Raw genomic sequence first — 21,239 nt, forward strand, 5'->3', positions numbered from 1 at the left:
TCAGCGACGGGTAATGCGATAGCCGCGGTCCTTGAGGCAATCCGGGCGATAGCCGACACGATTGCGTTTGCCATTCCAGAAGGTCACCTGGCAGGCGCGCGGCAGGGTGTGCTCAAATCCGTACTGTTTGCGCAGACAGCCCTGCCCCATCAAAGTCCGGCTTTGGCTGTAGCGCGGGAAATAGCGCACGCATTGTGCCGGCAGATCATAGCGCGCCACATGCGGCGGAAGCGGTCTGGGATGATGAGGCCGATACGGCTTGCCATGTGACGGACGATGCGGACGGGTGACCTGTGGCTGATCATCATCGCGATTGTTCTTCACGATTGCACCGATGATGCCAAGCACGGCGAGACCCGCCAGCACCTTGGCAACATCCTCATCCGCCCGTGCAGGCGCCGCGGAAAACCCGGTCACCGCGACTGCTGCGGCAACGATCAGCGTGATGAATTTGCGATGCGGTTTGGCATTTACATCAATGCGACTGCTGCGAAACATGGGATGTCCTTCCTGAAGTTCTGAAAACATGAGGCCAAATGGCCGATGCAATCAGCCTGGTTCGGAACCGTGCGGACAGGCAATAACGGCGCCTTGTTATCGAATATCACCACCCGCAATCGCCTGTTGTTATTGAATATCCCGCGACAAATGCGCAGTGTGAGGGTATGAAAAACCTCCTTATCTCCACAGCTCTGATTGCCGGTCTTGCCATTGGTATGCTCAGCGATACGAGCCCGGCCGCAGCGGCCGAGTGTTACGCCGATTACAAGGCGAAACAGGATGCCCCGCTGCGGCTGCATTACGGCGTGATCCAGCTTGGCGGCGGCTGCAGCAAGCCGGCCGCCAAGGCCGAAATCTCCGACCGGCTGTTGGCAGCGGGCTGGACCTTGCTCAATGTTCTGTCCATTTTTGGTCCCGACGGGCTGGAACAAAGGAAAACAGATGCCGGACCCTATTTTCTCCGTTTCTGAGGTGCGCGCTGCGGGAAGCCGCGTCATCGCATTGGGGATCACTGCCATCGTTGCCTTGCTGGCGATTGCCGGTACCGTGCTGCTGCTGACGCTTCCCGATGCCAACGCTTTCAACGCAAGGGTCGAGCGGGTCTTTGTGGAAAACGACCTTACCACGCAGGCCGAGATCAAGCTGCTTGAGATCCTCGCCCAGTCCGGCACGGCCTTTGCCGATACGCTGACCAGCTATCGGATGGTAATTTTTGTGCTGATGGTCTTTGCCACCATGATGATGGTGGCTGCGCTGGTGGTTCTGGCCATGCTGGTCATGCTGAACCGGCGCATGGTCCAGATCGAACGCGCAGGCATCCAAGTGACTGAACTGCTGATCAGCCGCGAAGAAAACACCGTCTACCTCAATACCATGGGCTTCAAACTGACCGCCGCAGCGATGGAAACGCTCGCAGTTCTGGCCGAGGCCCGGCTTGATGACGATGTCCTCTCCGGTGCGGAGATCGAGGCGATGATATCTGGCCGCCCCTCAGTTGACTGCGAAGAGGCCGCAGGAGCGACACGGATAAAGCGGCTGCGCGATACATTGGGCAATCAGATGGTCAGCGAGCTTCTGGTCAAGAATATCGCCAAGCGCGGCTATGTCCTGTCGATCAGCAAGGATGTGATCCGCATGGTGTGACCCCCCGTGCGCAGGGAGGTCACCAATCCCGCCACCGCATACTGACAGGGCCTTCAGCCCTTATCCAATGGATCAATTCCCTGTGCAGCTCTGGCATTTTGCCGGGAAACCACCACATAGTAGAAAACCAGGCAACATGGATCCCATGTTGTCAGTCCACCCGGGAACAGCCCTCATGAACATGCGCGCCAGCACCGCAAGACCTGCATATGGAATTATGGTAGAGGAGCTGCGCGGCCCGGTTACGGCGCGGCTCGGTGGCAGGATCATCGCCCAGAGCACCCGTGCCAAGGTGATGTATGAGACCCGCCGACCTGCCGCCATCTATTTTCCCCGTGACGATATCCACACCTGCCTGACGCCTGCCAACGGGCACCAGACCTTCTGCCCGTTTAAGGGAACTGCAGGCTATCAGGATCTGGAACTTGGCGAACAGAGCATCTGCAATGCCGCCTGGTCCTATGACGATGCTCTGCCTGAGGCTTCCGGCATCGCAGGCCATGTCAGTTTTATGCCGGAAGCGCGCGTTGAGATCGACCTTGGCAGCAATCAGCTTGAGGTCCCGGAATATGGTAATATTTCAGGACCGCTGATCGATTGGCTGCTGCGCGAAGCTGCATATCTGCCGACACCTGAGGAATTCACCCAAAGCCTGTCGGAGAAACTGGTCGAACATGGCGTTCACCTGTCGCGCCTCTCGGTGATGGCCTGGTCCCTGCACCCGATGATCGCGGGCAAGAACTTCATCTGGAGCCGCGCCACCGGCAAGGTCACGACCTACGCCCCGAGCTATGAGATCCACGATCACCCGGCATTTCAGAACAGCCCCCTGCGCCATGTTTCCAACGGGCTTGGCGGCATCCGGCAGCGGTTGGATCTGGATCAGCCCAGCGATGCCTTTCCGATCCTCAGCGATCTGAGGGAAGAGGGCGCAACCGATTACGTGGCGATGCCGCTGCCCTTCTCCGATGGGAGGATAAACGTGCTGACGGTTGCCAGCCATCATCCGAAAGGGTTCTCGACCGAGAACCTGGGGCTGATATTCGAATGTTCTGCGGTTATTGCCCGGTACTATGAAGTGTTCATGCAGCGGGAGAACGCACAGTCCCTGCTGGAAACCTATGTAGGCAAGCGAACCGGCGCGCGGGTTCTGGGTGGGGAAATCCGGCGTGGTGATGGCGATGACATTGATGCCGCCATTATGTTCTGCGACCTGCGTGGATCCACTCGGCTTGAGGAGGACCTGGGCCGCAGCGCCTATATCGAGCTACTCAACAGCTTCTTTGAAACGGTATCGACGATCGTGCATGAACACGGCGGCGAGGTGCTGAAATTCATCGGCGATGCGGTCCTAGCGGTGTTCCCCGCTGGCGACACACCCGATGAGGCACGCGCGCAGGCCCTGCAATCGGCGCGGGCAATTGTTGCCGGACTGGACGCAATGGGCGACGAAGAGGGCAAGCGGCGCTGTGAATCGGCCATCGGTCTCGCCTACGGTCGTGTCACCTACGGCAACGTCGGATCCCGTGAGCGGTTGGATTTCACCGTCATCGGTCAGGCCGCCAATATCGCCGCACGGCTTGGCGACTATGGCAAATCCTGCGGCCATACGATCGTGGTCAGCCGCGACCTGTTGGAAACCCCGGAACAAGCGACGCCGCTTGGCTCGGTATCGCTGCACAATGTCTCCCGCCCGGTTGAGGCCTTCGCCGTTTCCGTGGCGATGGATGCCGACCAGCTCGCCGCGTCCTAACGGCTGACCAGCAGGCGCTGCGCCTCGTCCCCCATTGTTACAACCAGCGGCTCCTGCGCCTGCCGCGCCTTGAACGCAGCCTTGCCACCGAGCCTCTGCCAGTTGATCTGCACCAGCGACTGCGCAACAGCGCCGCCCAGCGTTGCCCCCGGTCCGGTGATGATAAACAGATCCGGCGCGAACTCCTGCGCCGCGACCTGCACCGCGCGAGTGAAATCATAAGGCTCAACGACCTGCGCATTCAGCGTGTAGTCCCTGAGGCTCGTCAGTGAATATCCGCCAGGCCACCAAACCTGCCCTCGCCCGTCGACCAATGGCTTCTTTGCCGCAGAGAACAGGTCCACCGGCAGTCGCGACCGGCCTTCAGCAGCGACCGGGGCCTGTAGGTCGGTATGGAACGCGGCATGGTTGGGCAATCGCATGGGGAAGCGATCCTGCACCTGCGGCACAGCCTGTTCAAACGCATCCAGACCGTCGGCATTGCCCGCCAGCACCAGCATGCCGCCCAGATTGATTGACAGCGACAGGTGATGATCAGGCCTGCTGTCTATGTCACGCACCAGCTGAAGCAGCTCTGTCTTGCGCTGCCGATCCAACTGCCAGTCGTCGCTCTGACAGGGGTAAACCAGCTGCCCGCCAATGAGATGCTGCTGCATCAGCTGACCCATGGTGTTGACCACCTCAAACCCTGTTTGAGGGCTGAGCGCACCGGCGGCGGCCAGCGCGATGTACCAGCCCATCGAATTGCCCGTGACCGCCACGACATCAATGTCTTCGGCGAGTGACTGCGCATCCGCAATCGCGCTGGCATAGATCAGCGGAGAGGCCACATCGCCGCGCGTGTATTTGGACATCGCGTATCTCTCAGCACCATCCAGCGCAGTGACACTCTCTTGGCCCGCGGCCTCGCGCATTGCGTCAAATGATCCAATTAGAGCCTGCTTGTCGGCGTGGTGACGCGCCAGATACCCAAGTTCCGTTTTGTTGTATGTGCCACGTCCGGGACAGATCAGAACAGCGGTGCGGGTCATGTGTCAGCTCCTGTCAGCCGCAGCGCCGCTGCGACGATACTCTCCTTTGACGGCAATGTTGCAGCATAGGCGGGACCGGTCGGGATAAAGCAATCCTCCGCCACGACACGTGCCATCGGCGCGCCATCCGTCTCATAGAACAGCGACATCAGCGCCTCCGACTGACTTCCTGTGCTGCGGCATTCGTCGACGATCAGGATGTTGTCGCATCCTGCCGTGGCCGCAAGCAGCGCTTCCTTTGGCAACGGCGCGAGCCAGCGCAGATCGACGACCCGGGTGGAAACGCCCTTGGCCTTCAGCTCGGACTGGGCCTGTGTCGCCAAGTAACGGCCATTGCCATAGGTCACGATGGCAAGGTCTTGGCCATCGCCATGCACCCCGACCTCTCCCAACGCAATCCGCTGGTCGGGTGCGGGATAGAGACGCATCCAGCCGCCGTCCTTCGGCTCATGCAAATCACGCATCGGATAAAGCGCTATCGGCTCGACAAAGACCACGACGCGCTGCTCCTCCCGCGCCAGACGCACGGCCTCGCGCAGCATCATCGCGGCCTCGGACCCGTCCGAGGGACAGGCAATCACGATGCCCGGAATATCGCGCAGGACCGCCAGCGAATTGTCATTGTGGAAATGGCCACCGAAGCCTTTCTGATAGCCCAGACCGGCAATCCGCAGCACCATCGGATTGCTGAACTGGCCGTTAGAGAAAAACGGCAGGGTCGCGGCCTCGCCACGGATCTGATCCTCGGCGTTGTGTAGATAGGCCAGGAACTGGATCTCCGGGATCGGGACAAATCCGTTGTGTCCCATGCCGATGGCCAGCCCAAGGATCGACTGCTCGTCCAGCAAGGTATCAATCACCCGGTCCGGGCCAAACCGCTGTTGCAGCTTCTGGGTGACGCCATAGACGCCCCCCTTCCGGCCGACATCTTCACCCATAGTGACCAGCTCAGGATGCTCCAGCATCAGGTCGGTCAAGGCCCAGTTGATCAACCGGCTCATCGGCTGGGGGTCTGTCTGAGCACGCAGATCGCTGCCCAGAATTTCTGCCCGCACCTCACCGCTTGGCCCGTTCGTCTTGCGACAGACCCGCTTTGGTGGGATCAGGCTGGCACTGACATCCCCTGCCGTTCTCAGATGCGGACGGGTGACGACCTCTGTGCGGATCCGTTCAACCCGCGCGCAGGTCTCAGTGTAAATCTCCAGTGCCGCTTCCCGTGACAAAGCTCCGGATTGCGACAGCAACCGCACGGAGTGCAGCAGCGGATCATTGGCCTCATCCGCCTCAACCTCTGCCTTGCTGAGGTAAGTGGTCGGCACGTCTGCACCTGCATGACCGTAGAGCCGCACGGTGCGCAGATGCAGGAAAGCAGGCTTGCGACAGCGACGAACGTAGTCGGCAGCTGCCCCGGCCACCGCATAGGTGTCGTGGATATTCAGCCCGTCGGCCTGAAAATAGCGCATACCCGGCCGATACGACATCGACGCTTCGATCCACCCCTTCGGAGTCTTGACCGAAATGCCAATCCCGTTGTCCTCACAGACAAACAGCAGCGGCAAAGGCGTCGACTGCACAGACGCCCAACAGGCGGTATTGATCGCTCCTTGTGCCGTCGAATGATTGGCCGAGGCATCGCCGAAGGAACACATCACAAGCCCATCGTCAGGCAGAACCCGGTGCTCTGGATCATGCCGTCGCGCGGCACCGATAGAATAGGCCGCGCCGACCGCCTTGGGCAGATGGCTGGCAATGGTCGAGGTCTGTGGCGGGATCATCAGCGCCTTGGATCCCAGCACCTTGTGCCGCCCTCCCGATGTCGGATCCTCGGCAGAACAGGCAAAGGACAGCAGCATATCCCAGGCAATGCTCTGACCCGGCACCTGATCTGCCCGGGCGATCTGAAATGCGGCGTCGCGGTAGTGCAGGAAGGCCATGTCATCAGCGCGCAAGGCTCGCGCAACCGCCGCCATTCCTTCATGACCGGACGAGCCGATCGTGTAGAAACCCTGCCCAGCCTTTTGCATAGCCCGGCTGGTGCGGTCCAGGGCACGGCTCAGGACCTGCGCGCGAAAGATCGCGACCGCATCACTGCTGCAAAGGTCCCCCACAGGCGACGGCCCCGGGGGCAGGCGACCTGCGACCACTCGATCAAGGAAATTTTGATGTACGATCTCGGCGCGATCCATGGCCTACCCCTTATTGCTCAGGGGCTTTATCGCCGATATGCGCCAGTCTTACCAATGAGATTACAGCAGGCACCCATGAGCAAAACTCATACTGCTCAGGTCAAAGACCGCCCCGCGGAATGACAAAGGCCGCGCCGAGGCGCGACCTTTTCTAACAAGCAATCAATGAGGGTCGGGATCAGTCTGCCTTTGCCCGCAAACTGTCGCGATACAGCGCCTTGGCCAGTGAAATCATCATGAAAACCATGACAATCGTGAAGGGCAGTGCGCCAATGATCATAGCGTTTTGCAAGGCTCCGAATGGATTGGAAGCCGCGCCACTGTTGCCAGCGATGATCAGCGCGCCGATGACCGAGGTCAGAATCAAGCCCCAGATGATACGGTGCTTGATCCCGGTTTCCTCTTCGCCACCGGACATGATGGTGTTCATCACCAGAATACCCGAATCCGCTGAGGTCACGAGGAAGGTCATGATCAGCACAACACACATCACGGTGATGGCAGACAGGAAGCCGCCCGAAATCATCTGCTCCAGCGTCACAAACAGCTTGGCTGTATTGGTCGCCCCGATGATCGACCCTGCGGCGGTACCGTTCAGTTCCAGATCAATCGCGGTGCCGCCCAGAATGGTCATCCACAGGAAGCAGACGATGGCAGGTGCGATTACGCAGCCCAGAATGAACTCACGCACGGTGCGCCCTTTGGAAATACGTGCCAGGAACAAACCGACGAAGGGCGAGAAGGCAATCCACCAGGCCCAGTAGAATGTGGTCCAGCCTGCCTGCCAGCCGAACTGGCGACCGGGTTCCCCGGCTGCATAGATCGCATCGGCATCCAGCGCTGCCGCCGACGCAGGCAGCCCTTCGGTGAAGCCGCCCAGCGACCCCCAGGGGGATGTTGCCGAACCGTAGACCGAGCTCATATCTTCCGCAGGAAGCGCCTGTGCGGCCTCCGGCAGAGCCGTCGCAAAGGCATCCGCCGATTGCGGCCCATAGGCACCAAAGGACATCTGAGTGAAATGCAGGATGTAATCGACCAGACCGCTGCCGAATTTAGTCATCGCAAAGAAGAACGACCCAAAGAACACAAAGGTCAGCAGCAGGATAACCGACAGTACGAGATTGAGGTTGGAGAGATATTTGATGCCGCGACCAACCCCGGAAACTGCAGAAAGAATCGACAGCCCCATGATCACGAAAAGCGCCGACAGCAGGCCTACGGTGCTCGGTTTCGGCGCTTCGGCATCCCCGTTCATCAGCCATTCCATCCCTGAAACCGCATAGACGCCATCAACGAACTGGCTGACACCAAAACCGATGGTGACGGACACGCCAAGAATAGTGGCCACAACACCCAGAACATCAACCAGATGGCCGATAAAGCCATTTGCAGCCTTGCCAAGCAACGGCGTCAGGGCCGACCGGATCGTCAGCGGCATATCGCGCGTATAGGCATAATAGGCCAGCGACAGGCCGGTCAGAACGTAGATTGCCCAGGCGTGAAACCCATAGTGCAGGAAGGTGTAGCGATAGGCGGACTGGACCGCCTCTTCGGTATTTGCTGCGACCTCGCCGGACAGAACCAATGGGTTGGAGCCCCAGAGGCCCAGCGGCTCCGCCGTTGCGAAGACCATTAGCCCGACGCCCAGCCCGGCACCAAACATCATCGAGAACCACGAGAAATTGGAGAATTCCGGCGTCGCATCAGCCGCCCCCAGCTTCTTGTTGCCGGTTGCAGGCAGAATGGCCAGAACAAACAGGAAGAAGGCAAACAGTCCCACGGAGATGATGTAGAAGGCGTTGAATCCGTTCAGCAACTCGCTGTTCACCCAGGACAGGGTTCCGCTGGCTTTGCTTGGCCAGACCAAGGCCCAGAGGACCAGCGTCGTCATGATGATCTTACTGATCAACGCGATAGGAAGGCTGTGGCCCTCGTAGAAGCCGGATGGAGCTGTTTCGATCTCCAACTCGGTAAATGGTGGCTTGATTGACATAATCGTTCCCTGTTCCGTGTCGCGCGCCGTTGTTGTCGTTCCCCGTATCACCTGGCGCTCGGGTGGCGGGTTGTGCGCAGCGCACGCAAAGGTGCTGCGCAAGGCTCGATATGCGGTCACGCGGGCAGATCGGCAGATCCCATGTTGGCCCTTCGGCGCAACCTAGGCTCTGCTGCACGCGCAGCCGTTCGGTTTCAGTTCTGCTCCCCTATCTCCTGTCCCACGCCGACGCCGTCTCGAAGGTGCATCCAAGCCCCCTCGTCCCCATGTCGGCGTCGCGCATTTGGTCAAGACTACTCAATTACAGTGCTTCAGGCACTTCGAATAAAATGTAGCGAATTTCAGAAAATCTAAATCCATCGCAAAGACGAATTAGGGTTCAAACATTTCAAATGCTTGCAGCCTGTCAAAGCTTTTTTCAACGGCTTATATCGACCGGAAAAACATCTCGGATACAGAGATCAACACGCTCAAAATCCCTGATGACCGTGCCAAAATTTTGCGCAAGTTAACCAGACAGACCGGCCTCGGACCAATCCGCGACAGCAGAGAACCGGTAAGGTTCAGACGGAAACACCTGCCAGCAGGTCAGACCGGCTGATGTCAGCACGCTCCCCGGCCAGTGTGATGCGCCCCCGTCGCAGAACGACAAATCTATCTGCAAGCTCATAGGCAAAATCGAAATATTGCTCGACCAGAACAATCGCCATCTCGCCCTCGTCGCGCAGATGCCGGATTACATCTCCGATCTGCTGAATGATATTCGGCTGGATCCCCTCGGTCGGTTCATCAAGCAGCAGCAGCTTCGGACGCGTGATCAATGCGCGTGCAATGGCAAGCTGTTGTTGTTGCCCCCCTGACAGATCGCCTCCACGGCGATGACGCATATCGTGTAGAACGGGGAACAGCTGGTAGATCCGATCCGGCACCTGATGATCGCTTCGCGGCAGGCAGCCAAACCCGGTTTCGAGATTCTCAAGCACCGTCAGCAACGGAAAGATCTCCCGCCCCTGCGGCACATAAGCGATGCCTTTTTGCGCCAGTTGATAGGATGAGGCAGCCCGCAATGGGTCGCCGTCCAGCAGAATTTCTCCACCGGATCGAGGATGGCGACCGGAAATCGCCTTCATCAGACTGGTCTTTCCCACGCCATTCGTCCCCATCACGCAGGCCACCTCACCACGTTTCACCTCCATCGAAATCCCATGCAGGATCTGCGAATGCCCATAGTGCAGCGATATATTTTCCAGCTTCAGCATATTTTAGCGCCCCAGATAAACATCAATGACAGCTTGATCGGCGGTCACATGATCCAGCGATCCTTCGGCGAGGACCGCGCCTTCGTGCAGAACCGTCACCTTGCAGTTGAGGCGCCGCACAAAGTCCATATCGTGCTCCACGACGACAACCGCACGCGTCTTGGCCGCTGCGACCAGGATAGCCGTGGTCTGTTCACGTTCTTCCGGGCTCATACCTGCCGCCGGTTCATCCACCAGCAGCAACCGTGGTTCCTGCGCCAGCAACATGCCGATCTCCAACCACTGTTTCTGCCCATGGCTCAGCTCCCCGGCGGAACGGTGCAAGGCATCGGCCAGACCAACCTCCGCAGCCAGTTCCTGAACGCGGCCAAGATGCGGCGAGCTGGGGCGATAACGTAACACGGCAAACGGGCCGCGGTCCGCCTTCAATGCCAGCAGCAGGTTTTCCTGCACTGTCTGTTCCTCGAAGACCGTCGGTTTCTGGAACTTGCGGCCAATGCCGTCCCGCGCAATGCGCGCTTCGGAACCGGCAAACACCGATCTTCGACGACCATCCCAGATGATGCTGCCGCTATCGGGCGCAGTTTTCCCGGTGACAATATCCATGAAGGTGGTCTTGCCCGCACCGTTTGGTCCGATAATCGCGCGCAGCTCCGCCGGACCAATCCTGAACGACAGGTTGTTGATCGCGCGAAACCCGTCAAAGCTGACCGAAATACCTGAGACTTCCAGAAGCGGATTCATCGCTGGACCTCCTGCTCACCGGGTTCAGTTGCAATCGTTCTGCGTTGCTGGATCAGGTCAAGCAATCCACCGATCCCCTTGGGCGCAAACAGCGTCACCAGAACGAACCCGAGCCCCAGGACAACCTGCCACCAGTCGACCCAGCGAATAGTGAAAATCCCAAGATCAACATCCGGTGCCTGACCGCCAGTAAACCAGCTGGACAGCAGCGAGACGAGTGCGGCACCAATCACCGCGCCGTAAAGTCGGCCACGTCCACCGATGGCGACCCAAACCGCGAGGTAGATAGACGCGATTGGCGCCATCTCAGCAGGGTTGATGATGCCGGCCTGCGGGTAATAAAGCGCACCTGCAATGCCCGCGACACAGGCGGTTCCGGTGAACACCACCAGCTTGTAGCCCTCAACGGAATAGCCCAGAAACCGGACCCGGGTTTCATTGTCGCGGATCGCCCGCAGCACGGATCCAAACTTTCCGCCAACCACCCAGGCAGCCGTCACATAGCCCAGCCCTAATGCGAGGGCCGAGCCCCAGAAAAACCAGATCGAAACCAGCGACTGCGGCACATCAGTCAGACCGGGCAGGTTTTGCAGCCCGCTCAGCCCGTTGTTGCCACGCAATCCGCTGTCGTTCTGGAACAGATATAGCGCCAGCGCCAATGTCATCGCCTGCGTCAGGATCGACAGGTAGACACCAGTGACCCGGCTGCGAAAGGCCAGCCAGCCAAAGACCAGCGCCAGCAGCCCGGGAACCGCCACCACAAGTAAGAGCTGCACTGCCAGACTGTCGGCAAAGGCCCAGACCAGCGGAAAGCTGTCCCCCCCGACGACACCAAAGATCTGATGTGCGATCGCATCATGTATCTCGCCCTGGGTTGGCGGTAGCACCGCATCCGACAGGGAGCCGAGCACCGCATCCCGCGTACGCTCATACATCAGCCACATGCCGATCATGTAGCCGCCCAGCCCGAAAAACGCGAAATGCCCCAGGCTGAGGATACCGACATAGCCCCAGATCAGATCCATCGCGATCGCTACCAGACATAGGCAGAGAGTCTTGCCCAGTGTCTTGATCATGGAGGTGGAAACAAACCCGGCCCCCAACCCTTCGGACAGCAGGGTAATTCCCAGCGTGAACAGCGCCAGAACGGCAATGAAAACCAACACCGATGGATTGCGGGCAATAAACGAACGCTGCATGGATCAGTCCCCCGCCGCGCGGCCACGCAGGGCAACAATTCCGCGCGGTCTGAATTGGATGAAGATGATGATCAGCACAATCATATAGGTCTGCGCCGCCAGCGTGTTGGACGGGTTCAACCATTCGATGCCCTTCTGGGAGAAACCAATCATCACCGCCCCGGCCAGGGTGCCCCAGATACTGCCGACGCCGCCGACCACAACGGTCATGAAGCTCTGGACGATGTAGTCGTTGCCCAGCTCGGAGGTCACCTTGGCAAAGAGCCCGATTGCAACGCCCGCGATGCCCGCGATGCCGGACCCCAGGCCAAAGGTCAGCATATTCACCCGGTCCGGATTGATCCCCATGGATGCCGCCATGCCTCGGTTTTGGGTGACGGCACGGGTTTCCAGCCCCAGGCGTGTGCGCCGGATAATGAACAGCAACAGCCCAAGAAAACCCAACGCCAGCACGAAGATCGCGATACGGATATAGCTGATGGACACGACGTCGTTGATGATCCACGCGCCGTCCAGCCATCCCGGTGCGGTCAGCGGGCGCGCCTGCGTCCCGAATATGTTCTTGGCCAGCTGCTGCAATGCGATGGAAATACCAAATGTCGCAAGAAGCGTCTCTAACGGCCGATTGTAGAGCCAGCGGATCACCAGACGCTCCATCGCAATCCCCGCTCCGAAGGTCACCGCAAAGGCCGCTGGAATCGCCACCAGAATGGACAGCGTATGGTCGGAGATGAACAGCTGCACCACATAGCCGGTATAAGCCCCCATCATGATGAATTCGCCGTGGGCCATGTTGATGACCCCCATAACGCCAAAGGTGATCGCAAGACCGATGGCCGCCAGAAAATAGATCGACGCCAGAGACATGGCATCCAGAGTGAGATCCGCCGCCTGATTGAAACCGACCTGCCTGTTGATGCGCGCCAGTGCCGTCTCTGCGGCATCCGTCACCGCCAAGGAGGACTCCTCATAGATGTCAAAGTACCGGTAGCCTGCGACTGCTTCAGCCATTTCTTCCCGGGTTGGGGCCGGGCGGGCCAGACCGGCAGCCACCAGACCGTCATAGGCCTGTTGCCGCATTGCAGGGTCAGACAATTGCGCCAATGGAATACCGGCCACACGACCATCGGCGATATTGGCCTCCAACGCTGACCTGATCTCGTCGGCCCCCAGCGCCGCAGGTGCCAGATCGCGGGCAACCAGTGCGGCATAGGCATCCTCCGCGCCGATCCCGCGCCCGATACGCCGCTCGGCCGCGACATTTGCACCCGTCGGCGCACCCGAGGAATGGATTTGCAACTCCGTCTGCAACAGCGGGTTCAATGTCGCGCGGACATCAACCCCCAGATCGGCGGACATCTCCTCAATTGCGCCAACACGTGCCTTTGGATCGGTATCAAAGCGAATGGTCAACAGGCGCTCCGCACGCCGCTTCAAGGCCAGCAGATCCTCATCGGTCTCACTGGCAATTGAGGCCCGCAACGGCATGAGCGCCGCGGCTGACGGGTCCCGCCCGATGGAGGTAACTGCCGCCTGTCGTATCGACAGATCCGGGTCTTCCAGTTGGAACCGAACCAGCGCCGTTCCGATCATCGCCCGCACGCCGGAGTTGGGCTTGATCAGCTTGAGATCGCCCTTATCCGCCACCCCGACCATTGCGCCACTGTCGAGGTCAATCAGATCATAGCGCCCATCAGCGTTTTTCTCGGCCCTGAAGAACACGTGGTCGGATGTCCGCAGGACCAGTTTCTTGTCCTGCCAGAGCTGCAAGACAGCCTGAACCTGCGCGAGGCCACTTTCGGCGATGGCATCAATCGCGGGTTCGATCGTCTGCCGCGAACTGGCGACAATCAAGGCGGACTGCGACTGAAGGAGGTCCTGAACCCCTGTATTCGATGGTGCAGATGCAACAGGCGAAGGCGAGGCCAGTTGAGGCGCTGTCTGCGCCGTGGCAGCCAAGCAGCCCCAAAGCACAAACAGACCAGCGGCAAAAAACCGTGTCATGATAGGCGTCATTTCCGTTCGAGGAGGGAAGAGAGGGTTGGAAGGGAGGAAATCCCCCCTTCCGTTACGATCCTGCCAGGTCAGTAGTTGGACAGAGTCTGCACGCAGCTCTTGGTCTCGGTGTTGTACATACCGCAGCCGAGGTCTTTCCAATCCGAAGTCAGAACAGCCGACTCGGGAAGGAAATCTGTCCAGGCATCGCCGGGCACTTCCTCAGTCTGGCTGATGATATCAAACTGCCCGTTGTCCAGTATCTCACCGATCAGTACCGGTTTTGCGAGATGGTGGTTAGGCAGCATGACCGCCGTGCCACCGGTCAGGTTCGGAAACTCCTGCCCGTACATCGCCGCGCGGACAGCATCGACATCTGTGGTGCCGGCCTCTGTCACCGCATTCACCCACATGTTGAAACCGATGTAATGGGCTTCCATCGGATCGTTGGTTACCCGGTCCTCGCCCATCCGCTCCTTCCACTTCGCGACAAAGGCGCTGTTGGCGTCATCCTCGGCGGATTGAAAGTAGTTCCAGGCCGCCAGATGCCCGACCAGATTGGAAGTATCCAGACCCGAGAGTTCCTCCTCCCCAACAGAAAACGCCACAACCGGGATATCGTCAGCGCTGATACCGGCTGCCGCCAACTCTTTGTAAAACCCGATATTCGCATCGCCGTTGATGGTGGAGATCACCCCCACCTTCTTGCCATCTGCGCCCAGCGCCACGACATCGGCAACGATCTTGGACCAGTCCGAATGACCAAACGGAGTGTAGTTCACAAAGATATCACTCTCGGCGATTCCCTTCTGCTTCAGATAGCTGGCGAGGATATTGTTCGTGGTGCGCGGATATACATAATCGGTGCCCAGCAGCGCGAATTTCTCCACACCCAGCTCGTCCAGAAAGTAATCCGTTGCCGGAATTGCCTGCTGGTTCGGCGCAGCACCGGTGTAGAACACGTTGCGCGAGCTTTCTTCGCCCTCATATTGCACCGGATAGAACAACAGGCCGTTCAGCTCTTCGATCACCGGCAGCACCGATTTGCGGCTCACCGAGGTCCAATTGCCAAAGATCACATCGACCTCATGCACACTCAGCAATTCGCGGGCTTTCTCGGCGAACAGGGGCCAGTTGGACGCAGGATCCACCACAACCGGTTCCAGTTCACAACCGAGGACGCCGCCTTTGGCGTTCTGATCCTCAAGGAGCATCAGCATGGTATCTTTGAGCGTTGTTTCGGAAATCGCCATCGTTCCAGACAGCGAATGCAGGACACCCACCTTTATTGGGCAATCAGCCGCCGCAACCGCAGTTCCCATGGTCGCCAAACCCAGCGCAGTGCAGGTGGCTGTCGTCGCCAGAACAGATTTATAGGTGATCATTCAGTCTCTCCTCGCCCGGACAGAGGTGTATCCCTTGCGCCGGGGCGCCGGATTTCCTACCTGTGGCGGGCAGCTTCGTGTTGCATCCGTGTGGCGGCTGGCGAGATCGCAAATTCCTCCGGTCGTCACACATCCACGATGTTTGAGCCTCGCTCTCGTGGATAGGCTGAGCATTCTGCATCGCAGCAAGTTTCGCAAACGACGCGCGAAAAACGCCCGCCGACAACCGCGCAACAGCCTGTTTTTTGATCACCAAACCCACAATTGGCCTCTATTTTGCGCAGGGCTTGCCGCGGAACACCCAACTGTTCGCTTTGAACTGGCGGCAGATCCGCACTGTGATGAAATCGACAGCATGACGCCTAGACCTTCATCCCAGCGCCAATTGATGCCTTGGCAAACCGCCTGTTCCGGTGATTCCAGGGCGTCGCGCCTTCCTACGGCCGAGACGCAACCATGGCCGAGCCAGCCGACCCCGCCGCGCGCCATCGGCACGGTCTCGGTATCCTCCAAGCGGCGCGGCAACACATCGGTCCTCGCCGGACTCCGTCAGGCGGGCTCTCTGAAGCTGCTGTTCCCGCGCACCCATGACGCGGATCTTCAGGGGGTTCTGGTCAATACAGCGGGCGGTGTGACTGGCGGAGATCAATTTGAACTCAGCGCCACCGCGCGCGTCGGAACCTCTCTTACGCTCACCACCCAGGCGGCGGAGCGGGCCTATCGGGCGCAACCCGGAGAGACGGGCACAATTCGCAACTCGCTCAGTGTCGAGCCTCGCGCCAGCCTTGCCTGGCTGCCCCAGGAAACCATCCTGTTTCAAGGGTGCAACCTTGATCGGACGCTGACGGTCGATCTGCACGAAGACGCCCGGCTGCTGCTATGCGAGACGCTGATCTTCGGGCGGGCGGCAATGGGCGAGACCCTTACCAAGGCGAGCCTGCGTGATTGCATCGACATCCGCCGCGCAGGCGCACCGCTGTTTCTGGATAACGTAAGCCTCGATGGTGACATCGCGGCCCATCTGGCGAGGCCCGCAACCGCAAACGGCGCCGGAGCCATCGCAACGCTCATTTATGTTGCACCGGACGCTGCCGGGCGGCTTGGCCCGTTGCGCGCGCAGCTTGGCCCGACCGCCGGGGCCAGCCTGATCGGCTCAGACCTGCTGGTCATGCGTGCCCTCGCAGCGGACAGCTATGTCCTGCGCCAGCTCCTGCTGCCGATCCTCCGTGATCTGCGCGGCGCCCCTCTTCCCCGACCTTGGATGATCTGACATGAACCTGACCCCGCGTGAAAAAGACAAACTGCTGATTTCCATGGCCGCAGAGGTTGCCCGACGACGCCTCTCTCGCGGCGTCAAGCTGAACCATCCCGAAGCAATTGCCCTGATCACCGACGCCGTTGTCGAAGGTGCACGAGACGGCCGATCAGTCGCCGACATGATGGAAGCCGGCGCGCAGGTCATCACCCGCGACGACTGCATGGAAGGCGTGCCCGAGATGATCCACGACATTCAGGTCGAGGCAACATTCCGCGATGGCACAAAACTCGTCACCGTTCACAACCCCATTCGCTGATTCACATTCAGGAGACCCAGACCCATGACATTGCGACCCACGCTCCTCTCATTGTTGCTGCTGGCTGGCGGCCCCGCGCTCGCCCATGGCGGCGGGCATGTTCACCCGCACGGTGCGGACACCTGGCTTCTCGTGGCTCTGGTCGCGACTGTCGTTATCGGCTGCGCCAGCCTTCTGTGGCGGCGCAAATGATCCCGGGAGAACTGATCCCCGCCGCGGGCAGTCTGGACCTCAACCCGGATCGTCCGGTCACCGTCCTGATGGTCTCTAACACCGGTGACCGCCCGGTACAGATCGGCTCGCACTACCATTTTGCCGAGGCGAACCCAGCTCTCGACTTTGACCGGGAGGCCGCTCGGGGCCTGCGTCTTGATATCGCTGCCGGCACAGCCGTGCGCTTTGAACCGGGCCAGCGCCGCGAGGTACAGCTGATCCCGATATCCGGCGCGCGACGGATCTTCGGCTTCAACGCCGCCATCATGGGGGATCTCTGATGCCATCCCAGATTTCACGCGCCGATTACGCGGCCATGTTCGGCCCCACGGTGGGAGACCGTCTGCGTCTGGCGGACACCGATCTGACTATCGAGGTGGAGCGCGATTTGATCGCCGAAGCCAGCGGTGTCGGCAACGTGCTCAGCTACGGCGAAGAGGTGAAATTCGGCGGGGGCAAGGTCATCCGCGACGGCATGGGCCAGTCTCAGGCGAGCCGCGCCGAGGGGGCAGTCGACACGGTCATCACCAATGCGCTGATCGTGGACCATAGCGGCATCTACAAGGCGGATGTGGGTCTGAAAGACGGGCGCATCGCCGCCATCGGCAAGGCAGGCAACCCGGACACTCAACCCGGTGTCACGATTGTCATCGGGCCGGGAACCGAGATCATCGCGGGCGAGGGGCGCATCCTGACCGCTGGCGGTTTTGACAGCCACATCCATTTCATCTGCCCGCAGCAGATCGAGGAGGCGCTGCACTCCGGGCTGACGACCATGCTCGGCGGCGGCACCGGCCCCGCACATGGAACCCTCGCCACCACCTGTACGCCGGGGCCATGGCACATCGGGCGCATGTTGCAGGCCGCCGACGCCTTTCCGATGAACATGGCCTTTGCGGGCAAAGGCAACGCCTCACAGCCCCGCGCGCTTGAGGAACAGATCATCGCCGGTGCCTGCGCGATGAAGCTGCACGAGGACTGGGGCACCACTCCAGCCGCCATTGACTGCTGCCTGTCAGTAGCGGACGCGATGGACGTGCAGGTGATGATCCACACCGACACACTGAATGAATCAGGCTTTGTTGAACACACGGTCGCAGCGCTGAAGGGGCGCACCATCCATGCCTTCCACACCGAAGGCGCGGGTGGCGGCCATGCCCCGGACATCATCAAGATCTGCGGCGAAGCGCATGTCCTGCCCTCCTCTACCAATCCGACCCGCCCCTTTACCGTCAACACCATCGAAGAGCATCTCGATATGCTGATGGTCTGTCATCACCTCGACAAGTCCATCCCCGAAGACGTCGCCTTTGCCGAAAGCCGCATCCGTCGCGAAACCATTGCGGCAGAGGATATCCTCCATGACATGGGCGCCTTCTCGATCATCGCTTCGGACAGTCAGGCGATGGGTCGGGTGGGCGAGGTTCTGATCCGCACCTGGCAGACTGCCGACAAGATGAAAAAGCAACGCGGACGCCTGCCCGAGGAGACCGGAGAAAACGATAATTTCCGCGTCCGCCGCTATATTTCCAAATACACGATCAACCCGGCCATCGCCCATGGTATCGCCCATGAAATCGGCAGTATCGAGGTCGGCAAACGCGCCGATCTGGTGTTGTGGAATCCTGCCTTCTTTGGGGTAAAGCCTGAAATGGTTCTGCTCGGCGGGTCCATTGCAATGGCGCAGATGGGTGACCCCAATGCGTCTATCCCCACACCACAGCCGGTCTATTCCCGGCAGATGTTCGCAGCCTTTGGCCGATCGGTGGAAAACTCCTCCGTCACCTTTGTTTCCGAAGCGGCGCAGGCAGGCGGGATTGCCCAGCACCTTGGTCTCGCCAAACAGACCTGCGCGGTCAGAAACACCCGCGACATTGGCAAATCGGACCTGAAACTCAACACCGCCCTGCCCAAGATCGAGGTCCATCCCGAAACCTATGAGGTCCGTGCAGATGGCGAGCTTCTGACCTGCGCCCCGGCCGATGATCTGCCCATGGCCCAGCGCTATTTCCTTTTCTGACGGAGCCTTCCCATGTCATTCCCCCTCAGCCAACACAAGATCCACGCGCATGATGCCGACGACCGGATCACCCTCAGCTACGAGGATCGTTTCCTGCGACGCAGGGTGCTGACCTCTGATAGTGGCCTGCGGTTTCTGGTCGATTTCCCCTCCACGCTGTCGCTCGACATGGGCGATGCTTTTGTCTTGGACGATGGCCGCAAAATCGGCGTGCACCCAGCAAACGAACCGCTGCTGGAGGTAACCGGCGATCACCTGCTGCGCCTAGCCTGGCATATCGGCAACCGCCATATGCCCTGCCAGATCGACGCGGATCGTCTGCTGATCCAGCGCGACCATGTGATCCGCGACATGCTGCAAAAACTCGGCGCGACATTGCGCGATGTGGTCGAACCCTTCACCCCCGAGGGCGGCGCCTATGGTCATGGCCGCACCCACAGCCATTCCCATGGCGACGCTCAGGGGCAGCCGCATGCCCACTGAGGCACAGTTGCTGACCCTGATGCAGTGGTTTTCTCCCGGCTACCCGGTGGGGGCGTTCAGCTATTCCCACGGATTGGAATGGGCGATGACCTCCGCCGCGGTCAGCTCGGCTGCCGACGTGCAGGACTGGATCGCAACGGTTCTGCGCGACGGCGGCGGCTGGTCGGATGCGCTGTTCCTCGCTGCGGCCTATCACGCCCCGGACGCCGATACCGTGCAGCGGATCGACACCCAATGCCGCGCCTATGCACCATCACTGGAACGCCTCCGCGAAACCGATCTTCAGGGCGCAGCCTTTTGCCAGATCACCCGCAGCATCTGGCCCGGGACCGACCGAGACGTTGCCGCGAGGCTCACCTATCCCGTAGCTGTCGGCTTTGCGGCAAATTGCTGTTCGATGCCCTTGCAGGCCACAACGGCGCTTTACCTGCACGCATTCACCGCAAACCTCGTCGCGGCGGCTCAGCGCCTTGCCCCCATCGGGCAAAGCGACGCACAGGCAATCCTCCACGCCCTTGCGCCGCTCTGCCTGCAGATCGCAGAGCAAACCGGGGATGGTGACCTCCAGCGCCTGTCCTCCACCTGCTTTCTTGCGGACATTGCCGCGATGAAACACGAAACACAGCATTCAAGGATCTTTCGCACATGAGCACATTGAACGGCCCCCTGCGCATTGGAATTGGCGGCCCGGTTGGCGCAGGCAAAACCACCCTGACCGCAGCCCTGAGCGAGGTGTTTCGCGACAGCCACTCAATCGCGGTGATAACCAATGACATCTACACGCAGGAGGACGCCGAGGCCCTGATGCGGTTGCAGATCCTGCCGCAGGACCGGATCCTGGGTGTTGAAACCGGCGGCTGCCCTCATACAGCCATCCGCGAGGATGCGTCGATCAACCTCGGCGCGGTCGCGGAGATGCGGGAGCGCCACCCGGATCTCGAGATTGTCCTGATTGAGAGCGGCGGAGACAACCTCTCTGCCACCTTCAGCCCCGAGCTGGCAGATCTGACCATCTATGTGATCGACGTCGCCGCAGGCGAGGAAATCCCCCGCAAAGGCGGGCCGGCGATCACCCGCTCGGATCTGTTGATCATCAACAAGACCGACCTTGCCCCGCATGTCGGTGCGGATCTATCGGTGATGGAGCGCGATGCAAAACGAATGCGCGGGGATCGCCCATTTTTGTTTGCCAATCTCAAGGCCCGCGACGGTGTCGGAGTGATCCGCGAGATGATCCAAACCCTTGGCGGACTCGGCTAGCCGCCCCGCGATTTACAAATCTCAACTCACCTTATTGGGGTGTCAAACTATATTGAAGCCATGGCTGGGCACCTGGTGGGCGGCCGGTCTTTGGGCGGCCCCAGCAGGCTGATCAGAGACGGAGAGCGGCAGCAAACTCTACCGGTGTGATGGTGACAACAACGCGCAGATGATTCCAGTCATGGGCGAATTTGATTCACCAAATCACTGAACATGTTACAGAAAACCAGAATGCGTCACTTCAGTTGAGAACTGCGACAGAGGCCTGTAGCGACGAATAGGCCCTCCGCGTTTTTCCCTCTTCACGCTGTAGATAATTCTGATCGAACAGATGCCGGTAACCCCCTGAACATAAGCGCGTTATTCGAACCAAGCGCAAACTGGCCTTATCCAGTCCAAGGATTTGGCCATATAGCCGCGCGCGTGAATATCCCTATGCGTGTCCAAGCACGGCACAACCGTAGCGAAACTGGATTACAGGCTGCTTCCGTCAGAAAGGT

General features: G+C 60.0%; 20 protein-coding genes. 11 read left to right on the forward strand and 9 right to left on the reverse strand.

Annotated elements, in window-relative coordinates; all coding sequences use genetic code 11:
* On the reverse strand, positions 1-498 hold the full coding sequence (locus WLQ66_RS14030; RefSeq protein WP_340546959.1) for a hypothetical protein: 498 nt from the start codon (positions 496-498) through the stop codon (positions 1-3).
* Between the two features lie 167 nt (positions 499-665).
* Between WLQ66_RS14030 and WLQ66_RS14035 the strand changes: the two genes are divergently transcribed.
* The 3 genes from WLQ66_RS14035 (at position 666) to WLQ66_RS14045 (ending at position 3,397) form a co-directional block, all read left to right on the forward strand.
* A complete protein-coding gene (locus WLQ66_RS14035; protein WP_340546960.1) occupies positions 666-971 on the forward strand; it encodes a hypothetical protein in 306 nt (101 codons plus the stop codon).
* Positions 943-1,644 carry a winged helix-turn-helix domain-containing protein gene (locus tag WLQ66_RS14040; protein WP_340546961.1) on the forward strand — a complete coding sequence of 234 codons (702 nt, stop codon included), beginning with the start codon at positions 943-945 and terminating at the stop codon, positions 1,642-1,644. The genes WLQ66_RS14035 and WLQ66_RS14040 overlap by 29 nt, the downstream gene beginning before the upstream one ends.
* 175 nt (positions 1,645-1,819) lie before the next feature.
* Positions 1,820-3,397, forward strand: coding sequence for a DUF427 domain-containing protein (locus WLQ66_RS14045; protein WP_340546962.1), 1,578 nt, complete (start codon positions 1,820-1,822; stop codon positions 3,395-3,397).
* On the opposite strand, the gene WLQ66_RS14050 is transcribed toward WLQ66_RS14045, so the two are convergent.
* The 8 genes from WLQ66_RS14050 to urtA form a co-directional block, all read right to left on the reverse strand.
* Positions 3,394-4,428, reverse strand: a complete 1,035-nt coding sequence (locus WLQ66_RS14050) for an ACP S-malonyltransferase (protein ID WP_340546963.1) — start codon at positions 4,426-4,428, stop codon at positions 3,394-3,396. The genes WLQ66_RS14045 and WLQ66_RS14050 overlap by 4 nt on opposite strands.
* Positions 4,425-6,614, reverse strand: coding sequence for a dehydrogenase E1 component subunit alpha/beta (locus WLQ66_RS14055; RefSeq protein WP_340546964.1), 2,190 nt, complete (start codon positions 6,612-6,614; stop codon positions 4,425-4,427). Before WLQ66_RS14055 ends, WLQ66_RS14050 begins: the two co-directional genes overlap by 4 nt.
* 178 nt (positions 6,615-6,792) lie before the next feature.
* The gene (locus tag WLQ66_RS14060) at positions 6,793-8,607 is read right to left on the reverse strand and encodes a BCCT family transporter (RefSeq protein ID WP_340546965.1); all 1,815 of its coding nucleotides are present in this window, start codon (positions 8,605-8,607) and stop codon (positions 6,793-6,795) included.
* Positions 8,608-9,170: 563 nt separating this feature from the next.
* On the reverse strand, positions 9,171-9,866 hold the full coding sequence (gene urtE / locus WLQ66_RS14065) for an urea ABC transporter ATP-binding subunit UrtE (RefSeq protein ID WP_340546966.1): 696 nt from the start codon (positions 9,864-9,866) through the stop codon (positions 9,171-9,173).
* 3 nt (positions 9,867-9,869) lie between these two features.
* The gene (gene urtD, locus WLQ66_RS14070) at positions 9,870-10,610 is read right to left on the reverse strand and encodes an urea ABC transporter ATP-binding protein UrtD (protein WP_340546967.1); all 741 of its coding nucleotides are present in this window, start codon (positions 10,608-10,610) and stop codon (positions 9,870-9,872) included.
* Positions 10,607-11,809 carry an urea ABC transporter permease subunit UrtC gene (urtC, locus tag WLQ66_RS14075; RefSeq protein ID WP_340546968.1) on the reverse strand — a complete coding sequence of 401 codons (1,203 nt, stop codon included), beginning with the start codon at positions 11,807-11,809 and terminating at the stop codon, positions 10,607-10,609. The genes urtD and urtC overlap by 4 nt, the downstream gene beginning before the upstream one ends.
* Before the next feature lie 3 nt (positions 11,810-11,812).
* Complete coding sequence (gene urtB, locus WLQ66_RS14080; RefSeq protein ID WP_340546969.1) at positions 11,813-13,813, reverse strand: urea ABC transporter permease subunit UrtB; 2,001 nt, start codon at positions 13,811-13,813, stop codon at positions 11,813-11,815.
* Positions 13,814-13,893: 80 nt separating this feature from the next.
* Positions 13,894-15,189, reverse strand: coding sequence for an urea ABC transporter substrate-binding protein (gene urtA / locus WLQ66_RS14085; protein WP_340546970.1), 1,296 nt, complete (start codon positions 15,187-15,189; stop codon positions 13,894-13,896).
* A gap of 388 nt (positions 15,190-15,577) precedes the next feature.
* Between urtA and WLQ66_RS14090 the strand changes: the two genes are divergently transcribed.
* The 8 genes from WLQ66_RS14090 to ureG are packed head-to-tail and all read left to right on the forward strand — an operon-like array spanning position 15,578 to position 20,739.
* The gene (locus WLQ66_RS14090; RefSeq protein WP_340546971.1) at positions 15,578-16,459 is read left to right on the forward strand and encodes an urease accessory protein UreD; all 882 of its coding nucleotides are present in this window, start codon (positions 15,578-15,580) and stop codon (positions 16,457-16,459) included.
* 1 nt (position 16,460) lies between these two features.
* Positions 16,461-16,763: an urease subunit gamma gene (locus WLQ66_RS14095; protein ID WP_260089774.1), complete on the forward strand. Its 303-nt coding sequence runs from the start codon at positions 16,461-16,463 to the stop codon at positions 16,761-16,763.
* 24 nt (positions 16,764-16,787) lie between these two features.
* Complete coding sequence (locus WLQ66_RS14100) at positions 16,788-16,955, forward strand: peptidase M23 (RefSeq protein ID WP_340546972.1); 168 nt, start codon at positions 16,788-16,790, stop codon at positions 16,953-16,955.
* Positions 16,952-17,257 (forward strand): urease subunit beta, encoded by a 306-nt coding sequence (locus WLQ66_RS14105; RefSeq protein ID WP_260089776.1) that lies wholly within the window; start codon positions 16,952-16,954, stop codon positions 17,255-17,257. The genes WLQ66_RS14100 and WLQ66_RS14105 overlap by 4 nt, the downstream gene beginning before the upstream one ends.
* Entirely contained in the window at positions 17,257-18,996 is a 1,740-nt protein-coding gene (gene ureC, locus WLQ66_RS14110) for an urease subunit alpha (RefSeq protein ID WP_340546973.1), read from the forward strand. The genes WLQ66_RS14105 and ureC overlap by 1 nt, the downstream gene beginning before the upstream one ends.
* Before the next feature lie 12 nt (positions 18,997-19,008).
* Positions 19,009-19,479: an urease accessory protein UreE gene (locus tag WLQ66_RS14115; RefSeq protein WP_340546974.1), complete on the forward strand. Its 471-nt coding sequence runs from the start codon at positions 19,009-19,011 to the stop codon at positions 19,477-19,479.
* Positions 19,469-20,128, forward strand: coding sequence for an urease accessory protein UreF (locus WLQ66_RS14120; protein WP_340546975.1), 660 nt, complete (start codon positions 19,469-19,471; stop codon positions 20,126-20,128). Before WLQ66_RS14115 ends, WLQ66_RS14120 begins: the two co-directional genes overlap by 11 nt.
* The gene (gene ureG / locus WLQ66_RS14125) at positions 20,125-20,739 is read left to right on the forward strand and encodes an urease accessory protein UreG (protein WP_340546976.1); all 615 of its coding nucleotides are present in this window, start codon (positions 20,125-20,127) and stop codon (positions 20,737-20,739) included. Before WLQ66_RS14120 ends, ureG begins: the two co-directional genes overlap by 4 nt.
* The last annotated feature ends 500 nt before the right edge of the window (positions 20,740-21,239 follow it).

It is taken from the genome of Phaeobacter sp. A36a-5a (genome assembly GCF_037911135.1).
Lineage (GTDB): Bacteria > Pseudomonadota > Alphaproteobacteria > Rhodobacterales > Rhodobacteraceae > Phaeobacter > Phaeobacter bryozoorum.